The following is a 19,824-nucleotide window of genomic DNA, read 5'->3' as shown; positions in this document are numbered from 1 at the left end:
AATATGCCGATAAGTTGAAGACCGTTCCGAAAGCCTTAGCTGTCGAGGAACGACCGCAGCTTGCCCCAGGGCTAGCTGTCCAGGAAGCTCCTGAGCTTCCTGGAGCGGCTCGGATGCTTGAGTTTCCGGAGCGCCTTGGCTTCGATCTGACGGATACGTTCACGGGTAACCGAGAACTGCTGGCCGACTTCTTCCAGGGTATGGTCCGTGTTCATGCCAATGCCGAAACGCATACGCAGCACGCGTTCTTCACGCGGGGTGAGCGAGGCCAGAACGCGGGTCGTCGTCTCGCGCAGGTTCGCCTGGATGGCGGCGTCGATCGGCAGAAGCGCATTCTTGTCCTCGATGAAGTCACCGAGATGCGAATCTTCTTCGTCACCCACCGGGGTTTCGAGCGAGATCGGCTCCTTGGCGATTTTCAGCACCTTGCGGACCTTCTCGAGCGGCATGGCCAGCTTCTCGGCCAGCTCTTCCGGCGTCGGCTCGCGGCCGATCTCGTGCAGCATCTGGCGCGAGGTACGAACGATCTTGTTGATCGTTTCGATCATATGCACCGGAATACGGATCGTGCGGGCCTGGTCCGCGATAGAACGGGTGATCGCCTGACGGATCCACCAGGTCGCATAGGTCGAGAACTTGTAACCGCGGCGATACTCGAACTTGTCGACCGCCTTCATCAGGCCGATATTGCCTTCCTGAATGAGGTCGAGGAACTGCAGGCCACGGTTCGTGTACTTTTTCGCGATCGAGATGACGAGGCGAAGGTTGGCTTCGACCATTTCCTTCTTGGCGATACGCGCTTCACGCTCGCCCTTCTGCACCATCGACACGATGCGACGGAATTCGGCAACGGAAATGCCGGTTTCAGTCGCAAGGTTCTGGATCTCCGAACGGATATCCGAAATCGTGCGGGTCTCGGCTTTGGCGAATTCCTTCCAGCCCTTGGCTGCAAGATTGCCGATCGATTCCATCCAGTTCGGATCGAGCTCGGCACCCTGATACTGCTCAAGGAAGCTGTCGCGCTTGACGCCATAGGATTCGGCAAGACGCAGCAGACGACCTTCATTCTGCATCAGGCGCTTGGAAATGTCGTAGAGCTGCTCGACCAAAGAATCGACGCGGTTCTGGTTGAGCGACAGTGACTTAACTGCCGTGATCAGCTCGTCCTTCAGCTCCTTGTAGCGCTTCTCCTGGCCAGAGGACAGCGTGCCCGAACAGGAGAGATGCGCCTCAACCTGCTGGTCCTGAAGCTTGCGCAGCTTCTTGTAGGTGTCGGCGATCAGGTCGAGCGTTTCCATGACCTGCGGACGCAGTTCCGCTTCCATGGCAGCAAGGGACAGGCTCGACTCATCGTCGTCCTCTTCCTCTTCCTCCATCGGCATATCGCCGCCGACCGACGTGATATCGTCGTCATTGGCAGCAGACATGCGGGCCTTGCGGCTCTTTTCCTTCTCTTCGGCAGCCTTGCGGTCGGCCTCGATCTTTTCCGGGCTCTGGAACTGCGGCGCCGCCTTGGCTTCCGGACCGGAATAGGTCGTTTCGAGATCGATGATCTCGCGCAGCAGCGTCGTGCCCTCGTTGAGTTCGTCGCGCCAGATGATCAATGCCTGGAAGGTCAGCGGGCTTTCGCAGAGGCCACCGATCATGGTTTCGCGGCCGGCCTCGATGCGCTTCGCAATCGCGATTTCGCCTTCGCGCGACAGAAGCTCGACCGATCCCATCTCGCGCAGATACATGCGCACCGGATCGTCGGTTCGGTCGGTCGGCTCTTTCTTCTTGACAGTCGCGACGGCGGTGCCACCGGACGTTGTCAGTTCGCCACTTTCGCTTTCGTTGTCGTCGCCATCGGAGCTGTCATCGTCGTCGCGACTGGCGCCGTCCTCGGCCTCCTCGTCCTCGACCACGTTGATGCCCATGTCGGACAGCATCGCCATCGTGTCTTCGATCTGCTCGGAGGTTACTTCCTCCGAAGGCAGAACCGAATTCAGCTCGTCCATGGTCACATAGCCGCGTTTTTTCGCGGCCTTGATCATCTTCTTGACCGCGTCATCAGAAAGATCGAGAAGCGGACCGTCATGCGAGGCTTCGCGTTCGTTCTCGGCTTCTTCGTTTTCTTTGACTTTTGTTGCCATGTATTTCGTCACTTTCCCTGAACGCCACTGCGCCGCACCAGATGGGCCACGTTGATGGCTGGCGGTTGAAGGCTTCATACCCTAACCGCGAATCACTTGCCCACTCGTAACGGAATGACCTTTAATTCCGAATTACCACAGACGACGGCCTTGCAAAGACCATATGTCTCGGATTGCCGGTAGCACCGACACAACTGCCCTAATCCGCCTAACTTGCCTTGAAATGGTGATTCCCACAAATTAACGATCCGTCAAGCTTTTCCCCGACATTTACACCGGAAAATTGGAAAAAGACGCGTTACACCTGCCCGTGCCAGGCATGTTCACCAGTTTCGTCGAGTATGTAGGCAGGTTTTCCCATAAGACAAGGGTTGATCAAAACGCAAGCGTGCGAAACCGCGTCAGAGCAAAAAACTGGATAAATCAGCAAACCTCGGCAATTTTGCATCAGCTATTACCGCCTCCACAGTCTTCCTGACAATCAATGGCTGACCGCAGCGCCTTTGACCCGCCCGGAAAGAACGCCGAAACCGTCAATGATTGCCTCCTGCGCCTCAAGCCGGGTGATTTCGTTCTGGATCTCCAAAAGCGCCCTCAAGAGAATTTCGCCGCGCTCCTCCTCGTCAGCGGTCAATTCCTCGATTTCGCGCCGCAGTTCCATTTTCTGCAATCGGAGTTCCTTGTTGCGCGAATGCAGCGCCCGTGTCTGCCGATAAGCGTGCAAGGCATCCTGCGGGTCGGCCTCCTCCGTCGCCGTCCAGAGCCGGGCGTTGCGCACCTGCTGGGTCATGGCCGAAAGCAGATCGGAAAATCCTTCAGCGACAAGCCCTTCACGAACAGCCTCAACAGAGAGCTTTGTCCCGAGTTGACCGACAATCGAGAGCAGCGATGACCAAAACCGCTGCAGATCCTTGTTTTCGAAATCGACAGACGAAATCTCGTCATATTCGTCGAGCAGCAATTGCGGATGGTTTGCGATCGTCAGCGCCAGCACGGTTTCGCGCAACGCAGGGCGCGCCTGGGACGAAAGCTTCAGCATCTGGTTCAGCCGGGCGCTTCCGGCCGTGCCGCTTTCGATCATCGCGCCGGCCACCACCGATCCGCCCTGCGGCGCTCCGCCGCGCCCACCCTTGCGCCCCGGTCCGGCATTATTGTTGCGCTGAAAATTCTGGCGACGCTCACCACCTGCCCCGCCCGACTGGCTGAAAAAGGAACCGAGCCTGCCGCGAATATCCTGCTGGTAGTGATAGCGCACACTCTCATCGCCGATCACCGAGATGATCTGCTTCAACCGGGCATCAAGCTCCGCCCGCCGCTCAGGCGTATCGAATACGGAGCCCGCGGTCTCCCGCTGCCAGATCATGTCGACAAGCGGTCGCGCCTCCGACAGAACCCTGTCGAATGGCTCCCTGCCCTCGTTTTTCACCAGATCGTCCGGATCCTTGCCATCGGGAAGAAGCGCGAAACTGACCGATTTTCCGGGCTTGATCGCCGGCAAGGCAAGATCAGCCGCACGATTGGCCGCGCGGATACCGGCGCCATCGCCATCGAAGCAGAGTACCGGCTGCGGACTTACCTTCCAGAGAAGATCGAGCTGGTTTTCCGTCAGCGCCGTGCCGAGCGGCGCGACAGCATTTTCGACGCCCGCCTGATAAAGCGCGATCACGTCCATATAGCCTTCGACGGCAATCAGCGCGCCGCTCTGCTTCCGGTCACCTGCCGCCTGCGCTGCCCGTCTTGCACGCGCAAAATTGTAGAGCACCTGTCCCTTGTGAAAGAGTTCGGTATCCGGCGAGTTCATGTATTTCGCCATCGCATCCGCAGCCATGGCACGGCCGCCGAAGGCAATAACCTTCTCGCGCGACGACAGGATCGGGAACATGATGCGATCACGGAAATAGTCGTAGGAGACAGGAATATCCGACCCGTGGCGCACGAGGCCGCAAGCCTCGATCTGCTCCTTCGGCACGCCCTTGCCCGCAAGATATTCTTTAAGGGCATTGCGGCTTTCGGGCGCATAGCCAAGACGGAACGTCTCGATCGTCCGACCGGTCAATCCGCGATCACGAAGATAGGCTCTCGCCTTAGCGCCATTGGCGCTCTGCAACTGATCCTGAAAATAGAGCGTCGCCATTTCCATGACGTCCTGCAGCGAGGTCCGCTCCTTCTCGCGCTTCTCCATCTGCGGATCAGGCTGCGGCATGGCAACGCCGGCAAGATCGGCGATCTGCTGCACGGCTTCCGGGAAATTCAGCCCTTCGAGATCTGTCAGGAAACGGAAATGATCACCCGATACACCGCAACCGAAGCAGTGATACCGACCCTTGCGGTCCTCGCAATGAAAGCTCGGGCTTTTCTCGCCATGGAACGGGCAGCAGGCCCAATAATCCCCGCGTGACACATTCGTCTTGCGCCGATCCCACGTCACACGTCTGCCGATCACGGTGGAGATCAGCACGCGGTCGCGTATCTCGTCTAGGAACGTATTTGAAAAGCGCATGTCTACTCATATAGGCGGAAGTCACGGGCTGCACCACGGCCAAGATGTTTCTTGCCCGGTATTCACAGCCCTTTGTAAAAACGATTGCGGCGCCCACAGGCGCCGCGATACCTCGATACGGCAGCGCCGCCCTTAGCTCAGCTTCGCCTTGATGACGCCGGAAGCCTTGGCGAAATCCATCTGACCGGCATAACGCTCGCGCAGAATGGCCATGACCTTGCCCATGTCCTTCATCCCGGCAGCGCCGATTTCGGCGACGACGGCCGCAACGATCTCGCCGACCTTCTCGTCGGAAAGCTGCTCCGGCATGAACGTCTTGAGCACATCGATTTCTTCGCGCTCCTGGCTGGCAAGCTCGGCGCGGCCCGCATCCTCATAGATCTTGGCCGACTCTTCGCGCTGCTTCACCATCTTTTGCAGGATCTGCAGGATTTCATCGTCGGTAGCAGCATCCTTGCCGACGCCGCGATTGGCGATGTCGCGATCCTTGACCGCGCTCTGGATCAGGCGAACGGTGGAAAGCCGGCGGCTGTCCTTCGCCTTCATGGCTTCCTTCATGGATTCGGTGAGCTTTTCGCGCATCATCTGAAGTATTCTCCGTCATGGCGGGCCGACACGTCCCGCAGCGCCCAAATGAGGGCCGTTGAAGGCGGTGATAGATCAGGCGACGGGGCCGATCAATCTTTTCCCACCGAACCGCGGCGATTGAGGGTGATTCTTTAACGGATGACATTGACCGCGCCTTAGCCTTTGTTTATTTTCCCGCACCTGCACGACATTTGGATTGAAGAGCCGCCGGCGATGACGCTTGCGCACTTTTCTGCGACAACATGAACCCCTGCAGCCTGTCTTCGCCGAGACGGGAACGATGGGTCAGAAGGATAGACATGACCGGCTCCGCTCCCTGGACACCTAAGAAGCCCACCGCCCTCCTCGTTCTTGCGGATGGCACTGTCATCGAAGGCACCGGCATCGGCGCGACCGGCAAGGTTCCGGCGGAAGTCGTGTTCAACACGGCGCTCACCGGCTACGAAGAAATCCTCACGGACCCATCCTATCTCGGCCAGATCGTCACCTTTACCTTCCCGCATATCGGCAATATCGGCACCAATGACCAAGATATCGAAGACCTGACGCCGGCTGCACGCCGCGGCGCCGTCGGCACGATCTTCAAGGCCGACATCACCGACCCGTCCAACTACCGTGCAGCCAAGGACCTCGATGGCTGGCTGAAGAGCCGCGGCGTCATCGGCCTGTCCGGCATCGACACCCGCGCGCTGACCGCCTGGATCCGCGAACACGGCGCACCGAATGCCGTTATCGCCCACGACCCGAATGGCGTCTTCGACATCGAGGCGCTCAAAGCCGAAGCCAAGGCATGGAGCGGCCTGGAAGGCCTTGACCTCGCCAAGGAAGCCACATCCGGCCAGTCCTCGCAGTGGACTGAAAAGCCCTGGGTCTGGAACGAAGGCTATAGCGAACTGAAGGCCGAAGACGCGAAGTACCACGTCGTCTGCATCGACTACGGCGTCAAGCGCAACATCCTGCGCCTGTTCACCGGCCTTGATTGCAAGGTCACGATCGTCCCGGCCCAGACTTCCGCCGAAGACATTCTGGCGCTGAAGCCGGACGGCATCTTCCTGTCGAACGGCCCGGGCGATCCGGCTGCAACCGGCGAATACGCCGTGCCGGTGATCCAGGAGATCATCAAGACCGACATCCCGACCTTCGGCATCTGCCTCGGTCACCAGATGCTCGGCCTCGCACTCGGCGCCAAGACCGAAAAGATGCATCAGGGCCATCACGGCGCCAACCACCCGGTCAAAGACCACACGACGGGCAAGGTCGAAATCGTTTCGATGAACCACGGCTTCGCAGTCGACTCGAAGTCACTGCCGCAAGGCGTTGAAGAGACTCACATCTCGCTGTTCGACGGCACCAATTGCGGCCTGCGCCTCTCCGGCAAGCCGGTCTTCTCCGTCCAGCACCACCCGGAAGCTTCGCCGGGCCCGCAGGACAGCCACTATCTCTTCCGCCGCTTCATCAATCTGGTGCGCGAAAAGAAGGGCGAACCGGCTCTCGCCGAACGCTGATCGTCAGTTTTCCTGAGACTTTCAAATGGCCCGCTTTCAGCGGGCCATTTCTTTTTGGCGCTTCACCAGCATCCAGAAACGAACGCATAGGAAGATAGCGGCAGCGGCAAGTCCCAGCACGAAGCCGAACCAGACACCCTTGCCGCCGAGACCGAGCGGGAAGGCAAAGACATAGGCGCAGACGAAACCGATCGGCCAATAGGCGATCAGCGCAAGGATCATCGGGATTTTCGTATCCTTGAGACCGCGCAGCAGCCCGGCGCCGACTGCCTGCAGACCATCGACCAACTGAAATGCCCCGGCAATCACGATCAGCGGCGCGGCAAGCGCCAGCACGGCAGCGGCATCGTGTTGAGTCGTATCCAGAAACAGCCCCCCCCAGAAGAACGGGAACGCCGCATAAAGAATGCTGCCAACGATCGCGAAAACGACGCTGACGACAAGAACCGCGATCCCTGCCCGTTTCACCCCGAGATCATCACCGCGACCGTTTGCAAGTCCGACACGAACGGTCGCCACCTGCGCCAGCCCCAGCGGGATCATGAAGGCGATCGACGCCAGTTGAAGCGCGATACCATGGGCCGCAAGCTCCAGCTTGCCGATCATTCCCATCAGCAGCGATGCGGCCGCAAACAGGCTGGTTTCGGCGAGAATGGTGAAGCTGATCGGAAGACCGAGGACAAGTACCTCGCGAATGATCGGCCAGTCAGGGCGCCAGAAACGCACGAATATCTCGTAGGCTCGTGTCGCTTCATGCATCTGCACATAGGCGATGATGATGATGAAGCCGGTAAGATTGGCGCAGACGGCCGCAAGGGCTGCACCGTAGATACCAAGCCGAGGTGCGCCGAAATGGCCGAAGATCGTCAGATAGGCCACCACGAAGTTCATCGCGAACATTCCGAGCGTGACATAGAGAACGATGCTGCCCTTCTCGAGCCCGGTCACGAAGCTGCGGATCGCGAACAGGCCGAGCGCCGGGAACATGCCCCATTGCGCGATGCGCAGATAACCCTGGGCATTCGCCGCCACATCCGGCGCCTGGCCGAGCGCAAGCAGGATCGGCTCGGAAAACCAGAGGATCGGCGCCATCAGGGCGCAATAGGCGATGACGACCCAAAGCCCCATGCGAACCGCACGCCTGACACCTACCTTGTCATTATGGCCGAGGGCCTGCGCAACGAGCGGAATGACGGCGCTGGTAAAGCCCGTGCCGAAGATGAAGACAATGAAAAACGCCTGTGTCGCGATAACGACGGACGCAAGCTCCGTGGTACCGAGCCAGCCAACGAGGATGACGTCGGTCGTATGGATCGCCATCTGCGCCAACTGCGCGCCGACAAGCGGGATCCCAAGAGCAAACGTGGCGCGCAGATGTCCCGCCCACGAGCTTTCCCGGCTTTCGATTGCGACCGTGTTGAGCGAACTCGACATTTCAAACCTCGATAAAAGAAAAGGCCGCTTCCAGAAAATGGTCAGCGGCGCAGCACTTTGCCTATAAAGGCGGCAGGTTTTCCGGGCAAGGCTGGCGGTCCATCCAGCAGTTTTTGTGCGACTTACTTCACGAAACCTGATGGATCGCGCGAGCGGCGGAGGTATCTCGCGATATGCGCGCAACGAACACGATCGCTGCGCACGCCATGAAGATGGCCGCCATCAGGTAGGGCGCACCGGCAAATTCGACGATCGCGCCCTCCCCGGTGAACCTGCTGAAAAGCTGGGTGAACATGGCCGGCCCGATGATTGTGGTGAGACTGGTCATGCTCGTCATCGCACCCTGCAATTCCCCTTGCGCCGACGGCGGCACCTTGGCCGAAGCGATGCTGCGCAGTGCGGGATCGGCAACATTCTCGATCGTCGTCAACAGGATGACGGCATAGACCATCCAGCCCTCCCAGGAGAAGGCATAGCCGGCGAGACCGAGACAGGAAAAACAGATCCCGAGCACGCTCGTTCGCCACTCGCCGAGAACCGGAATGAGGCGAGGCAGGACAAACACCATGACCAGCGCCGCGCAAATGCCGAACAGGCCGAGCGACAATCCGATCTGCGCCTCGCTCCAGCCGTAGCGATAGGTCGAGACGAAGGACCAGACGGACGGATAAACGGCGTGAGAAAGCCAGTAGAGAAACATCACCAGCAATATCCAGCCGACACCGGAATAGTGGCGCATCTGGCGCAGCGCCCCAAGCGGATTGGCACGTCGCCAGTCGAAAGCCCGCCGATTGTGCCGCTCTAGTGTTTCCGGCAGCAGGAACCATGCCGCGATAAAGTTGGCGAGAGACAGCAGACCCGCCCCCAGAAACGGTACACGCGGTCCGAATTCTCCGAGCAGCCCGCCGATCACAGGCCCGATCGTGAAGCCAACCCCGAAGGCGATGCCGATCAGGCCAAAATTGCGTGCCCGCGTGCGGTCGTTACTGATATCGGCGATATAGGCGGAACAGGTGGCAAAACTGCCGCCTGAAAATCCGGCCAGCGCACGGCCGATGAAAAGCATCCAGAAACTGGTCGCGGCGGCGCAGATAAGATTGTCGATGGCAAAGGTCAGCACCGAGATGAGCAGGATCGGCCGACGCCCGAAGCGATCGGACAAATTGCCGATAAGCGGCGCAAAGAGGAACTGCATCGCCGAATATATCAGCAGAAGCCAACCACCGTCGATCGCAGCAGCGCTGACATCATCCCCTGTCAGTTCCTGCAGGAACGCCGGCAGGACCGGCATGATAATCGCGATACCGATGACATCCAGAAACAGAATGACGAAGACGAGAAACAGGCCACGGCGGACGGATTTAGGTTCGAGCATCGAATGCCTCTCTCAACATCTCACCTGGAAAAGACGATCGGATCGCCGGGACGACTACATAACGGAAAAAGAAAATCGGAACAATACAGGAACATCTCAAAATTTCTGATGCGGGCGATGACGGAATCGCGCCTATATCCTTCGGCAATCAGGGGGCGAGCGTAATGATTGAGTTGATCTGGCAGGGCATATTGATCGGCATCGGGGCAACGGTGCTTATGGATATCTGGGCGCTTGTCCTGCATTTCGTCTACCAGCAGCCCAAGCCGAACTGGGCGCCCGCAGGCCGCTGGTTCCGGCATCTGGCAAAGGGCAAGGTCTTCCACGACAGCATTGCAACCGCAGAACCTTATCGTCATGAACTGGCACTTGGCTGGATCGGCCACTATGCCGTCGGCATCCTTTACGGTGTCATTCTTGTCCTGATCATGGGACCGGACTGGATGCGCTCCCCAACGTTCCTGCCCGCCTGGGTTCTCGGCATCGTGACGATCGGCGCTGGCTGGTTCCTGATGCAGCCCGGCATGGGCCTCGGCTGGGCGGCATCGAAAACGCCTAACCCGAAGAAGGTAAGGCTGCTGAACTTCGTCGCCCACACGGTTTTCGCACTAGGACTATACGCAACGGCGCTGCTGATCCGCTGATATCCGACTGAACGCCGTCGTTTGAACCGCATGAGATGACGGCAACGAGGTGCTGATCCGCCGCACCATCTCAGGTAGATCTGCAATCGTTGACTTCCCGTTTATCACGACGAATTAAAAATTGGCGCGCAATACCCTTGCCCGACGTTGTGAAACATTCTGCGTCGGCGAACAGATGGCGGTTCAGGATGCGACTGAGTACGATCACACATCTTGCCTATGCGGTAACCCTCGTTCTCACGGCCATATCGGCCTCCACCTTCATATTGTCTGCGAGAAGCGCGTCGCAGGAGCGCACGGCGATCCAGCAACATCTTGAGCTGGATGATCTGGCGGAAGAACTGGCGGTCATCGCCGAGAGCCGCACAGACGAGGCCCGTCTTTATGTCATGCGCGGCGATGAACAGCATCTGGCACGGTTCTACGTGGATGACGATCAGGAAGGACATCTTGAAGGCAGTATCGCAAAGCTGTCCAACCTCGGCCTCTCGCCGGAAGAAAGGACGATGTTCGACCGCATCCGAAATGCGGCAGATGCTATCGACGTGATCGAAAAGGAAGCCATCAGCGCCTATCGTGCTGGCCGGCAGAATGACGCTCAGCAGACTCTATTTGGTGACGAGCATTATCGCCTGCACACCGAGCTTTTGAAGCAAGTCGAAGCGGTGAGAGCCAGCGTTACGGCACGTTCGCAGGTCGCGGTCGATGCGGCCAAGGCCAGAAGCGACTTCTTCGGCAACATCGCGAAATCCATGCTGGTTCTGACGGCCCTGATGTTTCTGGCGGTGCTTTATTTTGTCCTGAGCCGGCGCGTGGCGCTGCCGCTGATCAGGATGAGCAACGTCGTCACCCGGCTGGCACGCCAGGATTACGATGTCGAGGTTCTGGACGACGGAAGGCGGGATGAGATCGGCGAAATGAACCACGCCATCCAGATTTTCCGCAACAATGGTCTGGAAAGGGAGCGCCTCGACGCCGAACGCCGCAAGGATCAGCGCATGAAGGACCTGATGTTGCAGATGATGCATCGGGTGCAGGCCTGCCAGAACCAGGAGGAACTTTCGGATGTCGTCTCGCGCTTCATGCCGCAGATTTTTCCGGATGCCGCCGGCCACCTGTTCATCCTGAAGGAACAGGGATCGACCCTTCACTCCTTGGGACAGTGGTCTGAACCCGCCGCATCCGAACTGCATTTTTCGATCGACGATTGCTGGGCGCTGCGGCGTGGCCGTCCGCATTTCAGCGAGCCTGATGGTGACGACGTCATCTGCCACCACATCCACATGGCCGAAAACAGCAATCTGTGCATCCCGCTCACTGCGCTGGGAGAGATCGTGGGGCTCCTCTATCTCGAAACGTCTGTCCACAATCACGCCTCACCTGCCGATCGCCTCTATTTCGAGCTGCTAGCGGAAAACGTCGGCCTTGCGGTTGCCAACCTGCAGCTTCGGCAACGCCTTGTTGGCATGGCGAAACGCGATGCGCTGACGGGACTGATGAACCGCCGCTCTCTCGATGAGGCACTCAATCGGCTTGTCGAAGAGCCCGGCGCCTCGCTTGCATGCCTGATGATCGATATAGACCACTTCAAGCGCTTCAACGATCAGTTCGGTCATGATGCCGGGGATGCTGTCATGCAATATGTCGCGCGTATCCTGTCGGAAGTCGTGACCGGCAAAGGCGACGTGTTTCGGTTTGGCGGCGAGGAATTCACCGTCCTTTTGCCGGGAATGGCCGCGGAAGATGCCGAGAAGATCGCCGAGCAGTTGAGGCAATCCGTCGAAAGCTCTCCCGTGTCATATCGTGGACGCCTGCTCGATCCCGTCACCATTTCCCTTGGCATTTCGACATCCCCGCAAGCCGGCACCGTATCGACCGTATTGGAACGGGCAGACCGCGCCTTGCTTTCAGCCAAGAGGAATGGTCGCAACCGATGGATCCAGGACGGCGCTCTTGATCAGCAATGATGTCTGACGCCCCATCCGGCAATCGAACCGAAAAACATAACCCCACCTGACCTGATCGGGGATGATTTCGGTTTCGGCGAAAAAACATGCCGGCAATTTCAGTGTTTTGCGAAAATGCAGCGCGTTTTTCATCCTCGCCCCGCAAGCTTCCGCGACAATCATCACGTCATCGGGCGGGAAACCGGGTTCGCGAACCGGAAGTCCTAAAACGGGTCTGAACCCGGTTTTCGATGATGGCCGCGAATGCCGGAAAGACGGGAATTGACAAGTCTCGTACGGAAAGCAGCAAACGGTCGGGGCAGGCAAATGCCTACCACCAAACCATTACAGACGACGCCTGCCCCACTCCCGCATAGAAATCACCCCGCCGGCCACCCGGCAGGGCCGCATCTGCTGCGTGAAAATACGTGTCTGCAGCCCCTCAGACATCACCCGAGAAGGTATCGCAGGAATTCATGTTGCCGCTGTCGAAACCGCGCTTGAACCAGCGCATTCGCTGGGCGGAGGTACCGTGGTTGAAGCTTTCCGGCACGACATACCCTTGCGTCCGCTTCTGCAGCGTATCGTCACCGATCTGCTGCGCGGCATTGAGCGCCTCCTCGAGGTCGCCCTGGCTGAGAAAGCCCTTCTGATCAGTGCGCTTGCCCCACACGCCGGCAAAGCAATCCGCCTGCAGCTCGACGCGTACAGACATCTGGTTTGCCTCGGTCTCGCTCATCCGCTGGCGCATCTGGTTGAACTTCGGCAGCACGCCGATCAGGTTCTGAACGTGATGACCGACTTCATGCGCGATCACATAAGCCTCGGCAAAGTCGCCCGACGCACCGAAGCGCTGCGACAGCTCGTTGAAGAATGTCGTGTCGAGGTAGAGCTTGCGGTCACCCGGGCAATAGAACGGTCCGGAAGCCGATGAGGCAAAGCCGCAGGCCGAGCGGACCTGCCCCGAAAAGAGCACCAGCGTCGGATCCTGATAGGTCTGGCCGGCAGCCTTGAAGATTTCCGACCACGTATCCTCGGTATCGGCGAGAACCGTGCGCACGAAGGCCGTCATCTCGTCATTCGCAGGCGTGCCCTGCTGTGTCTGCTGAGAGCCGCCGCCGCCATCGAAGCTGACATCGCCACCCGAAAGCAGCGTCAACGGATTAATGCCGGTTATCCAGCAGATGATCAGAACGACAACGATGCCGCCGATGCTGAGACCGCCGCCTCCCCGGCGCCCGCCGCCGATCGGAATACGCATGCCCCCGCGGCCGAAAGGGCTTCCTCCCATGGAAGCCCCGCGCTGATCTTCGACATTGTCCGACTGCCGGCGACCCTTCCATTCCATCGTGCCCACTCCTCGACGGCTCTATGTATTAACGAAGAACAATATAGCGCAACGGCAAGGAAAGGCGATGAGGGAATGGCGAAATGCCCTCACGCCACCTGCAGCTGCTTTTTGCTTGGAAGAAACACGGTCAGCAGGCCGATCGCCGGCAGGAAGGAGCAGACGCCGTTGACGAAGATGATCCCGTGGCTATCCGCCAAAACGCCGAGCACTGCGGCTGCGATACCGCCGACACCGAAGGCGATGCCGAAGAAAATGCCGGCAATCATGCCCACCCGCCCCGGCACCAGTTCCTGCGCCATGACGATGATCGCCGGGAATGACGAGGCCATGATGAAGCCGATGATCGCCGAGAGGATGATCGTCAGCGGCAGGTTTGCGTAAGGCATGGCGAGCGTGAACGGCAGCACGCCAAGGATCGAGACCCAGATCACCACTTTCGAGCCGAACCGGTCGCCGATCGGACCGCCGACAACGGTGCCGAGCGCCACCGCACCGAGGAATACGAACAGCATGATCTGCGACATCTGCACCGAAACCCCGAACCGCTCGATCGCAAAGAAGGTGTAATAGCTGCTGATCGACGCCATATAGGCGTTCTTCGAGAAGGTCAGGATGGTCAGCACGACAAGCGCGATGACGACCGTGTTCTTCGACAGGTTATGGGCGCCGAGAGCCTTCTTCTTTCCTTTGTTGGCGGCCATATGCGCCTTGTACCAGCGGGCGATCCAGGTCAGGACGATGATGCCGAGAAGCGCCATGGCGGAGAACCATCCGACACTGCCCTGCCCCATCGGCACGATGATGAAGGCGGCAAGCAGCGGCCCGATCGACTGGCCGAAATTGCCGCCGACCTGGAAGGTTGCCTGCGCAAAACCGTAACGCCCGCCCGCGGCTAGCCGCGCGACACGCGAGGCCTCCGGGTGGAAGACGGCCGAACCGATGCCCACAAGACCGGCAGCAGCCACCAGAATTCCGTAGGTCGGCGCCCATGCAAGCAGGAGCAAGCCGAAGAAGGTCGATGCCATGCCGACCGGCAACGAATAGGGATAGGGCTTCTTGTCCGTGACAATCCCGATGACCGGCTGAAGCAGCGAAGCGGTGCACTGGAATGCAAGTGTCAGGATGCCGATCTGCCAGAAGTCCAGATGGAAGTCCGCCTTCAGCATCGGATAGATAGCCGAGATCATCGACTGCATGATGTCGTTGAGCATATGGCAGAAACTCGCCGCCAGAATGATCGGCAGCACTGTCTTTTCTGCCGCAGCGCTTGCTGTCGGCTTTGATGTTGCATCAGCCATGAAATTCTCTCCCGGCCAGCGGACGCTGCCGTCCGAAGTTCCTGCCGCATGTGTTCTTGATGAACGGCAGGAATAGTACCGGTGAGTTCGGCTGTCCATGCCAGCCATGCCACGAGCGGTACGGTTACGTAATACGTCTTCCGGCAAGAAAGCCGCTATGACGCAACCGGCAATGAAGGAACGGTCACAGTGGGATGCGTCCGCTCCCACCGACGCTTCAGGACCGCCGTCAAAGCGTAATAGGCTGCGACAACCAAAGTCATCGAGACATAACCATCAATCGCGTAATGCCAGCCGAGATAAACTGAACTGATCTGGATGAATGCGACATAGGCGAAGGCGACCACACCGAAACGGCGGGAGTAGCCGTTGAGGAAAAGCGCATTCAGCGTGATCAGGCCGACATGAATGCTCGGAAAGGCGGAAATACCGCTGCCCAAACCGGCGCTGCCGCTCTCATGCAGTGCCCAAAGATAGGTCTGGTATTCGGCAGCAGAACTCCCTCCGTCGCCTCGGCTCAAGAAAGCGATGAGGCCGGCGAACCGTGCCTGGTCGCCGACGACCGCACCATAGAAGGCCGGCCCCGCCGAAAGAAACAGCCCCGCGAGAATATTGCCGCAGCCGATCCAGACGAAAGCGAAAAGCAGCAGATAACGTTTTCTGATCCCGTCGGCCGATGGCGACGTGGCAACGAAGAACAGGGCGCCGAAGCACAGAATGAACCAGAGAACGTTGTAGTTGAATTCGATGACGCTCCTGACCCAGTCCTGCCCAAGCACTGAATGGAGCAAGATCCAGGGATCGACGCCGAAATGCAGCCACGCATCTATATCCGCCTGAGCACGGTCATCGATGAACCCGCCGCGCAAGGCAGGCAACATGTTCTTGATTGACGTGAAGCTGCCTTGAAAGAACATCAGTCCTCCCAGCAGCAAGACGCCGGAAATCAGCCCGGCCATTCTCTTCGCCGAAAAAATCCGACGGAAAGCCAGTCTACGCCGGCGATCGAAGCGATGCACCAGCCAAAACAGGTCGAACGAGATCGCGATCACCGGCATGACGATCAGAAACACCTTTGTCCACTGACCAAAGTAGAGATCGTGAGACAACATAGGAAAAAAGCCACCAAACCACGCCAAATAGATGGCGAATAAAGTGTATAATAACGTTATAATATAGAAATAAGCATCGGAACGCAGGCGCTTGAGCACATCAACAGCAGTCAAAATCGGAATTGATCGCAGATATCCTGCAGACATGACTTGGCCCCCAGTCAAAAAACAATCCAGAATTCTGAAAATACCCCGGAGACTCAAGTATTCCCGAGTAATTAACTTTCGATTATGCCCGCGGCGTCAATCCACCACGATTCCTGTCGATTTGCCGATTTATGGGGTTCTCATAGGCCGCACATTTGCCTATAAGCCGCGTCTAGCCAGAAAAATGATGCGCACGTGACCCGACCGGAGCTACCCACGCCCCGTGCCGGTTTTTCGCGCAGACAAAGAGCGGATAGAGACCATGCCAAAGCGCCAAGATATCAAATCGATCCTCATCATCGGCGCGGGTCCGATCGTCATCGGCCAGGCATGTGAGTTCGACTATTCCGGCACCCAGGCCTGCAAGGCGCTGAGGGAAGAAGGGTACCGGGTCATCCTGGTCAATTCCAACCCGGCAACCATCATGACCGATCCGGGCCTCGCCGACGCGACTTACGTCGAGCCGATCACGCCGGAAGTTGTTGCCAAGATCATCGCCAAGGAGCGCCCGGACGCACTGCTGCCGACCATGGGTGGCCAGACCGCGCTCAACACCGCGCTGTCCCTGAAGCGGATGGGCGTCCTTGATCGCTACAATGTCGAAATGATCGGCGCCAAGCCGGAAGCCATCGACAAGGCCGAAGACCGCGCCCTCTTCCGCGAGGCGATGGCAAAGATCGGTCTCGAGACGCCGAAATCGATGCTCGCCAACGCCACAGAAATCAAGGATGCCGACCGCAAGAAGCACGAGGCTGCCCGCGCGGAACTGAAGGGCAAGCTTTCCGGCGCCGAACTGGATAAGGCGCTTGATGCGCTTGAAAACCAGTGGAATCTCGGTGAGAGCGACCGCAAGCAGCGCTACATGGCACATGCCATGGCGATCGGCGCCCAGGCGCTCGACGTCGTCGGCCTGCCCGCCATCATCCGCCCGTCCTTCACCCTCGGCGGCACCGGCGGCGGCATTGCCTACAACCGCTCGGAATTCTTCGAGATCGTCGGCTCCGGCCTCGACGCCTCGCCGACCACCGAAGTGCTGATTGAAGAATCGGTCCTCGGCTGGAAAGAGTATGAAATGGAAGTCATCCGCGACAAGGCGGATAACTGCATCATCATCTGCTCGATCGAAAACATCGACCCGATGGGCGTCCACACGGGCGACTCGATCACCGTCGCGCCGGCCCTGACGCTGACCGACAAGGAATACCAGATCATGCGTAACGCCTCGATCGCGGTCCTGCGCGAGATCGGCGTTGAAACCGGCGGTTCGAACGTACAGTTCGCCGTCAACCCGGCTGACGGCCGCCTCGTCGTCATCGAAATGAACCCGCGCGTCTCGCGCTCGTCGGCGCTGGCTTCGAAGGCCACCGGCTTCCCGATCGCCAAGGTCGCGGCCAAGCTCGCCATCGGCTACACGCTCGACGAACTGGACAACGACATCACCGGCGGCGCGACGCCTGCTTCGTTCGAACCGTCGATCGACTATGTCGTCACCAAGATCCCGCGTTTCGCCTTCGAAAAGTTCCCGGGCGCCTCGCCGGTCCTGACCACCGCGATGAAGTCGGTCGGTGAAGTCATGGCGATCGGCCGTACTTTTGCTGAATCGCTGCAGAAGGCCCTGCGCGGTATGGAAACCGGCCTGACCGGCCTCGACGAAATCGAGATCCCCGGCCTTGGTGAAGGTGACGACCACAATGCCATCCGCGCTGTGATTGGCACCCCGACCCCGGACCGTCTGCGCCAGGTCGCCCAGGCGCTGCGCCTCGGCATGACCGAAAACGAGGTCCACGAAGCCTGCAAGATCGACCCGTGGTTCATCGCCCAGTTGAAGGCGATCGTCGACATGGAAGCCCGCATTCGCGAGCATGGCCTGCCGGCGGATGCCGAAAACCTGCGCATGCTGAAGGCGATGGGCTTCTCCGACGCCCGCCTCGCCTCGCTCACCCACAAGCGCCCGAAGGAAGTCGCCGAACATCGTAACGCACTCAACGTGCGCCCGGTCTTCAAGCGTATTGACACCTGCGCCGCCGAATTTGCTTCGCCGACCGCCTACATGTACTCGACCTACGAGACGCCTTTCGTCGGTGAACTGCGCTCGGAAGCCGAAGTCTCCACCGCCAAGAAGGTCGTCATCCTCGGCGGTGGCCCGAACCGTATCGGCCAGGGCATCGAGTTCGACTATTGCTGCTGCCATGCCGCCTTCGCGCTGAAGGATGCAGGCTATGAAGCGATCATGATCAACTGCAACCCGGAAACCGTGTCGACCGACTACGACACGTCCGACCGCCTCTACTTCGAACCGCTGACGGCCGAAGACGTGATCGAGATCCTGCGCGCAGAACAGGAAAAGGGCGAAGTCGTCGGCGTCATCGTCCAGTTCGGCGGCCAGACCCCGCTGAAGCTCGCCGAAGCGCTGGAAAAGAACGGTATCCCGATCCTCGGCACCGCGCCCGACATGATCGACCTTGCCGAAGACCGCGACCGCTTCCAGAAGCTGCTGATGAAGCTTGACCTGACGCAGCCGAACAACGGCATCGCCTACTCGGTCGAACAGGCCCGTACCGTCGCCTCCGAAATCGGCTTCCCGCTGGTCGTGCGCCCGTCCTACGTTCTCGGCGGCCGCGCCATGCAGATCATCCATCAGGAAAGCCAGCTGCAGACCTACCTGCTCGACACGGTTCCCGAACTTGTTCCGGAAGACATCAAGCAGCGTTACCCCAACGACAAGACCGGCCAGATCAACACGCTTCTGGGCAAGAACCCGCTCCTCTTCGACAGCTATCTGTCGAACGCGATCGAAGTCGACGTCGACTGCCTCTGCGACGGCACGGACGTCTTCATCGCCGGCATCATGGAGCATATCGAGGAAGCCGGCATCCATTCGGGTGATAGCGCCTGCTCGCTGCCCCCGCGCACGCTTTCCGGAGCAATGATCGACGAGCTGGAACGCCAGGCCAAGGCCATGGCGAAAGCGCTCAATGTCGTCGGCCTGATGAACGTCCAGTTCGCCATCAAGGATGGCACGGTCTACGTTCTCGAAGTCAACCCGCGCGCCTCGCGTACGGTCCCCTTCGTGGCAAAGACGATCGGTGCACCGATTGCCAAGATCGCAGCCCGCGCCATGGCAGGCGAAAAGCTCGATCCGTTGTTCAGCGCCTACGGCACCAAGCCGGATCCGCGCAACCTCAAGCATATCGCCGTCAAGGAAGCTGTCTTCCCGTTCGCGCGTTTCCCCGGCGTCGACACGCTGCTCGGTCCGGAAATGCGCTCGACCGGTGAAGTCATCGGTCTCGATACCGACTTCGCGCTGGCATTCGCCAAATCGCAGCTCGGCGCCGGCGTGGAACTTCCGCGCGAAGGAACGGTGTTCGTTTCCGTCCGCGACTCTGACAAGGATCGCGTTCTGCCGGCAATCAAGATCCTTACCGAAATAGGCTTCAAGGTTCTCGCAACCGGTGGCACCCAGCGCTTCCTGGCCGAAAACGGTATCGAGGCCACCAAGATCAACAAGGTACTGGAAGGCCGTCCGCATATCGAGGACGCCATTCGCAACCGTCAGGTCCAGTTGGTCATCAACACGACCGACGGAAACAAGGCGATCTCGGACTCGAAATCGCTGCGCCGCGCCACCCTGATGCAAAAGGTGCCTTATTACACGACCATGGCAGGTGCCGAAGCCGCAGCCATGGCAATCAAGGCGCTGAAAGCCGGAAATCTCGAAGTTCGCCCGCTGCAGGCCTACTTCTAAGTAATATACGAGCCGGCCAGCATTCCTGTTGACCGGCTCTTTTTCGC

12 protein-coding genes are annotated in these 19,824 nt (G+C 59.3%); 4 read left to right on the top strand and 8 right to left on the bottom strand.

All coding sequences use genetic code 11. The features are described from left to right. Nucleotides 1–71: 71 nt before the first annotated feature. The 3 genes from rpoD to MRBLMR1_RS04725 form a co-directional block, all read right to left on the bottom strand. Nucleotides 72–2,132, bottom strand: a complete 2,061-nt coding sequence (gene rpoD, locus MRBLMR1_RS04735; protein ID WP_148147544.1) for an RNA polymerase sigma factor RpoD — start codon at nucleotides 2,130–2,132, stop codon at nucleotides 72–74. Between the two features lie 481 nt (nucleotides 2,133–2,613). Beyond that, on the bottom strand, nucleotides 2,614–4,632 hold the full coding sequence (gene dnaG, locus MRBLMR1_RS04730; protein ID WP_148147543.1) for a DNA primase: 2,019 nt from the start codon (nucleotides 4,630–4,632) through the stop codon (nucleotides 2,614–2,616). 132 nt (nucleotides 4,633–4,764) lie between these two features. After that, nucleotides 4,765–5,217 carry a GatB/YqeY domain-containing protein gene (locus tag MRBLMR1_RS04725; RefSeq protein ID WP_148147542.1) on the bottom strand — a complete coding sequence of 151 codons (453 nt, stop codon included), beginning with the start codon at nucleotides 5,215–5,217 and terminating at the stop codon, nucleotides 4,765–4,767. 302 nt (nucleotides 5,218–5,519) lie between these two features. Here MRBLMR1_RS04725 and carA point away from each other — a divergent pair, with 302 nt between their 5' ends. Further along, a complete protein-coding gene (gene carA / locus MRBLMR1_RS04720) occupies nucleotides 5,520–6,725 on the top strand; it encodes a glutamine-hydrolyzing carbamoyl-phosphate synthase small subunit (protein ID WP_148147541.1) in 1,206 nt (401 codons plus the stop codon). Between the two features lie 36 nt (nucleotides 6,726–6,761). Here the strand turns inward: carA and MRBLMR1_RS04715 are convergent, their stop codons facing one another. Together MRBLMR1_RS04715 and MRBLMR1_RS04710 are read right to left on the bottom strand one after the other, a co-directional pair. Next, entirely contained in the window at nucleotides 6,762–8,159 is a 1,398-nt protein-coding gene (locus tag MRBLMR1_RS04715) for an MATE family efflux transporter (RefSeq protein WP_148147540.1), read from the bottom strand. 127 nt (nucleotides 8,160–8,286) lie between these two features. Beyond that, entirely contained in the window at nucleotides 8,287–9,534 is a 1,248-nt protein-coding gene (locus tag MRBLMR1_RS04710; protein ID WP_148147539.1) for a TCR/Tet family MFS transporter, read from the bottom strand. Nucleotides 9,535–9,698: 164 nt separating this feature from the next. On the opposite strand from MRBLMR1_RS04710, the gene MRBLMR1_RS04705 reads away from it, so the two are divergent. Then, nucleotides 9,699–10,178, top strand: a complete 480-nt coding sequence (locus MRBLMR1_RS04705) for a DUF2938 domain-containing protein (RefSeq protein WP_148147538.1) — start codon at nucleotides 9,699–9,701, stop codon at nucleotides 10,176–10,178. A gap of 188 nt (nucleotides 10,179–10,366) precedes the next feature. Next, nucleotides 10,367–12,145: a diguanylate cyclase gene (locus MRBLMR1_RS04700; protein WP_148147537.1), complete on the top strand. Its 1,779-nt coding sequence runs from the start codon at nucleotides 10,367–10,369 to the stop codon at nucleotides 12,143–12,145. A 421-nt stretch (nucleotides 12,146–12,566) separates the two neighbouring features. On the opposite strand, the gene ypfJ is transcribed toward MRBLMR1_RS04700, so the two are convergent. The 3 genes from ypfJ to MRBLMR1_RS04685 form a co-directional block, all read right to left on the bottom strand. Next, nucleotides 12,567–13,472 carry a KPN_02809 family neutral zinc metallopeptidase gene (gene ypfJ, locus MRBLMR1_RS04695; RefSeq protein ID WP_148147536.1) on the bottom strand — a complete coding sequence of 302 codons (906 nt, stop codon included), beginning with the start codon at nucleotides 13,470–13,472 and terminating at the stop codon, nucleotides 12,567–12,569. An 89-nt stretch (nucleotides 13,473–13,561) separates the two neighbouring features. Further along, a complete protein-coding gene (locus MRBLMR1_RS04690; RefSeq protein WP_500063764.1) occupies nucleotides 13,562–14,773 on the bottom strand; it encodes an MFS transporter in 1,212 nt (403 codons plus the stop codon). Nucleotides 14,774–14,928: 155 nt separating this feature from the next. Next, the gene (locus tag MRBLMR1_RS04685) at nucleotides 14,929–15,885 is read right to left on the bottom strand and encodes a phosphatase PAP2 family protein (RefSeq protein WP_183685849.1); all 957 of its coding nucleotides are present in this window, start codon (nucleotides 15,883–15,885) and stop codon (nucleotides 14,929–14,931) included. Nucleotides 15,886–16,294: 409 nt separating this feature from the next. On the opposite strand from MRBLMR1_RS04685, the gene carB reads away from it, so the two are divergent. Then, nucleotides 16,295–19,777: a carbamoyl-phosphate synthase large subunit gene (gene carB / locus MRBLMR1_RS04680; RefSeq protein ID WP_148147533.1), complete on the top strand. Its 3,483-nt coding sequence runs from the start codon at nucleotides 16,295–16,297 to the stop codon at nucleotides 19,775–19,777. The last annotated feature ends 47 nt before the right edge of the window (nucleotides 19,778–19,824 follow it).

The sequence above is a fragment of the Neorhizobium sp. LMR1-1-1.1 genome (assembly GCF_040675795.1).
GTDB lineage: Bacteria > Pseudomonadota > Alphaproteobacteria > Rhizobiales > Rhizobiaceae > Neorhizobium > Neorhizobium cellulosilyticum.
This window is presented reverse-complemented; position numbering and strand designations above follow the sequence as displayed.

Excerpts from the sequence above, each read along its gene's own strand:
- MRBLMR1_RS04685 (WP_183685849.1), bottom strand. The coding sequence starts at position 15,885 with ATGTTGTCTCACGATCTCTACTTTGGTCAGTGGACAAAGGTGTTTCTG.
- MRBLMR1_RS04725 (WP_148147542.1), bottom strand. The coding sequence starts at position 5,217 with ATGATGCGCGAAAAGCTCACCGAATCCATGAAGGAAGCCATGAAGGCG.
- carA (WP_148147541.1), top strand. The coding sequence starts at position 5,520 with ATGACCGGCTCCGCTCCCTGGACACCTAAGAAGCCCACCGCCCTCCTC.
- MRBLMR1_RS04690 (WP_500063764.1), bottom strand. The coding sequence starts at position 14,773 with ATGGCTGATGCAACATCAAAGCCGACAGCAAGCGCTGCGGCAGAAAAG.
- carB (WP_148147533.1), top strand. The coding sequence starts at position 16,295 with ATGCCAAAGCGCCAAGATATCAAATCGATCCTCATCATCGGCGCGGGT.
- ypfJ (WP_148147536.1), bottom strand. The coding sequence starts at position 13,472 with ATGGAATGGAAGGGTCGCCGGCAGTCGGACAATGTCGAAGATCAGCGC.
- MRBLMR1_RS04715 (WP_148147540.1), bottom strand. The coding sequence starts at position 8,159 with ATGTCGAGTTCGCTCAACACGGTCGCAATCGAAAGCCGGGAAAGCTCG.
- MRBLMR1_RS04700 (WP_148147537.1), top strand. The coding sequence starts at position 10,367 with ATGCGACTGAGTACGATCACACATCTTGCCTATGCGGTAACCCTCGTT.
- MRBLMR1_RS04710 (WP_148147539.1), bottom strand. The coding sequence starts at position 9,534 with ATGCTCGAACCTAAATCCGTCCGCCGTGGCCTGTTTCTCGTCTTCGTC.
- dnaG (WP_148147543.1), bottom strand. The coding sequence starts at position 4,632 with ATGCGCTTTTCAAATACGTTCCTAGACGAGATACGCGACCGCGTGCTG.
- rpoD (WP_148147544.1), bottom strand. The coding sequence starts at position 2,132 with ATGGCAACAAAAGTCAAAGAAAACGAAGAAGCCGAGAACGAACGCGAA.
- MRBLMR1_RS04705 (WP_148147538.1), top strand. The coding sequence starts at position 9,699 with ATGATTGAGTTGATCTGGCAGGGCATATTGATCGGCATCGGGGCAACG.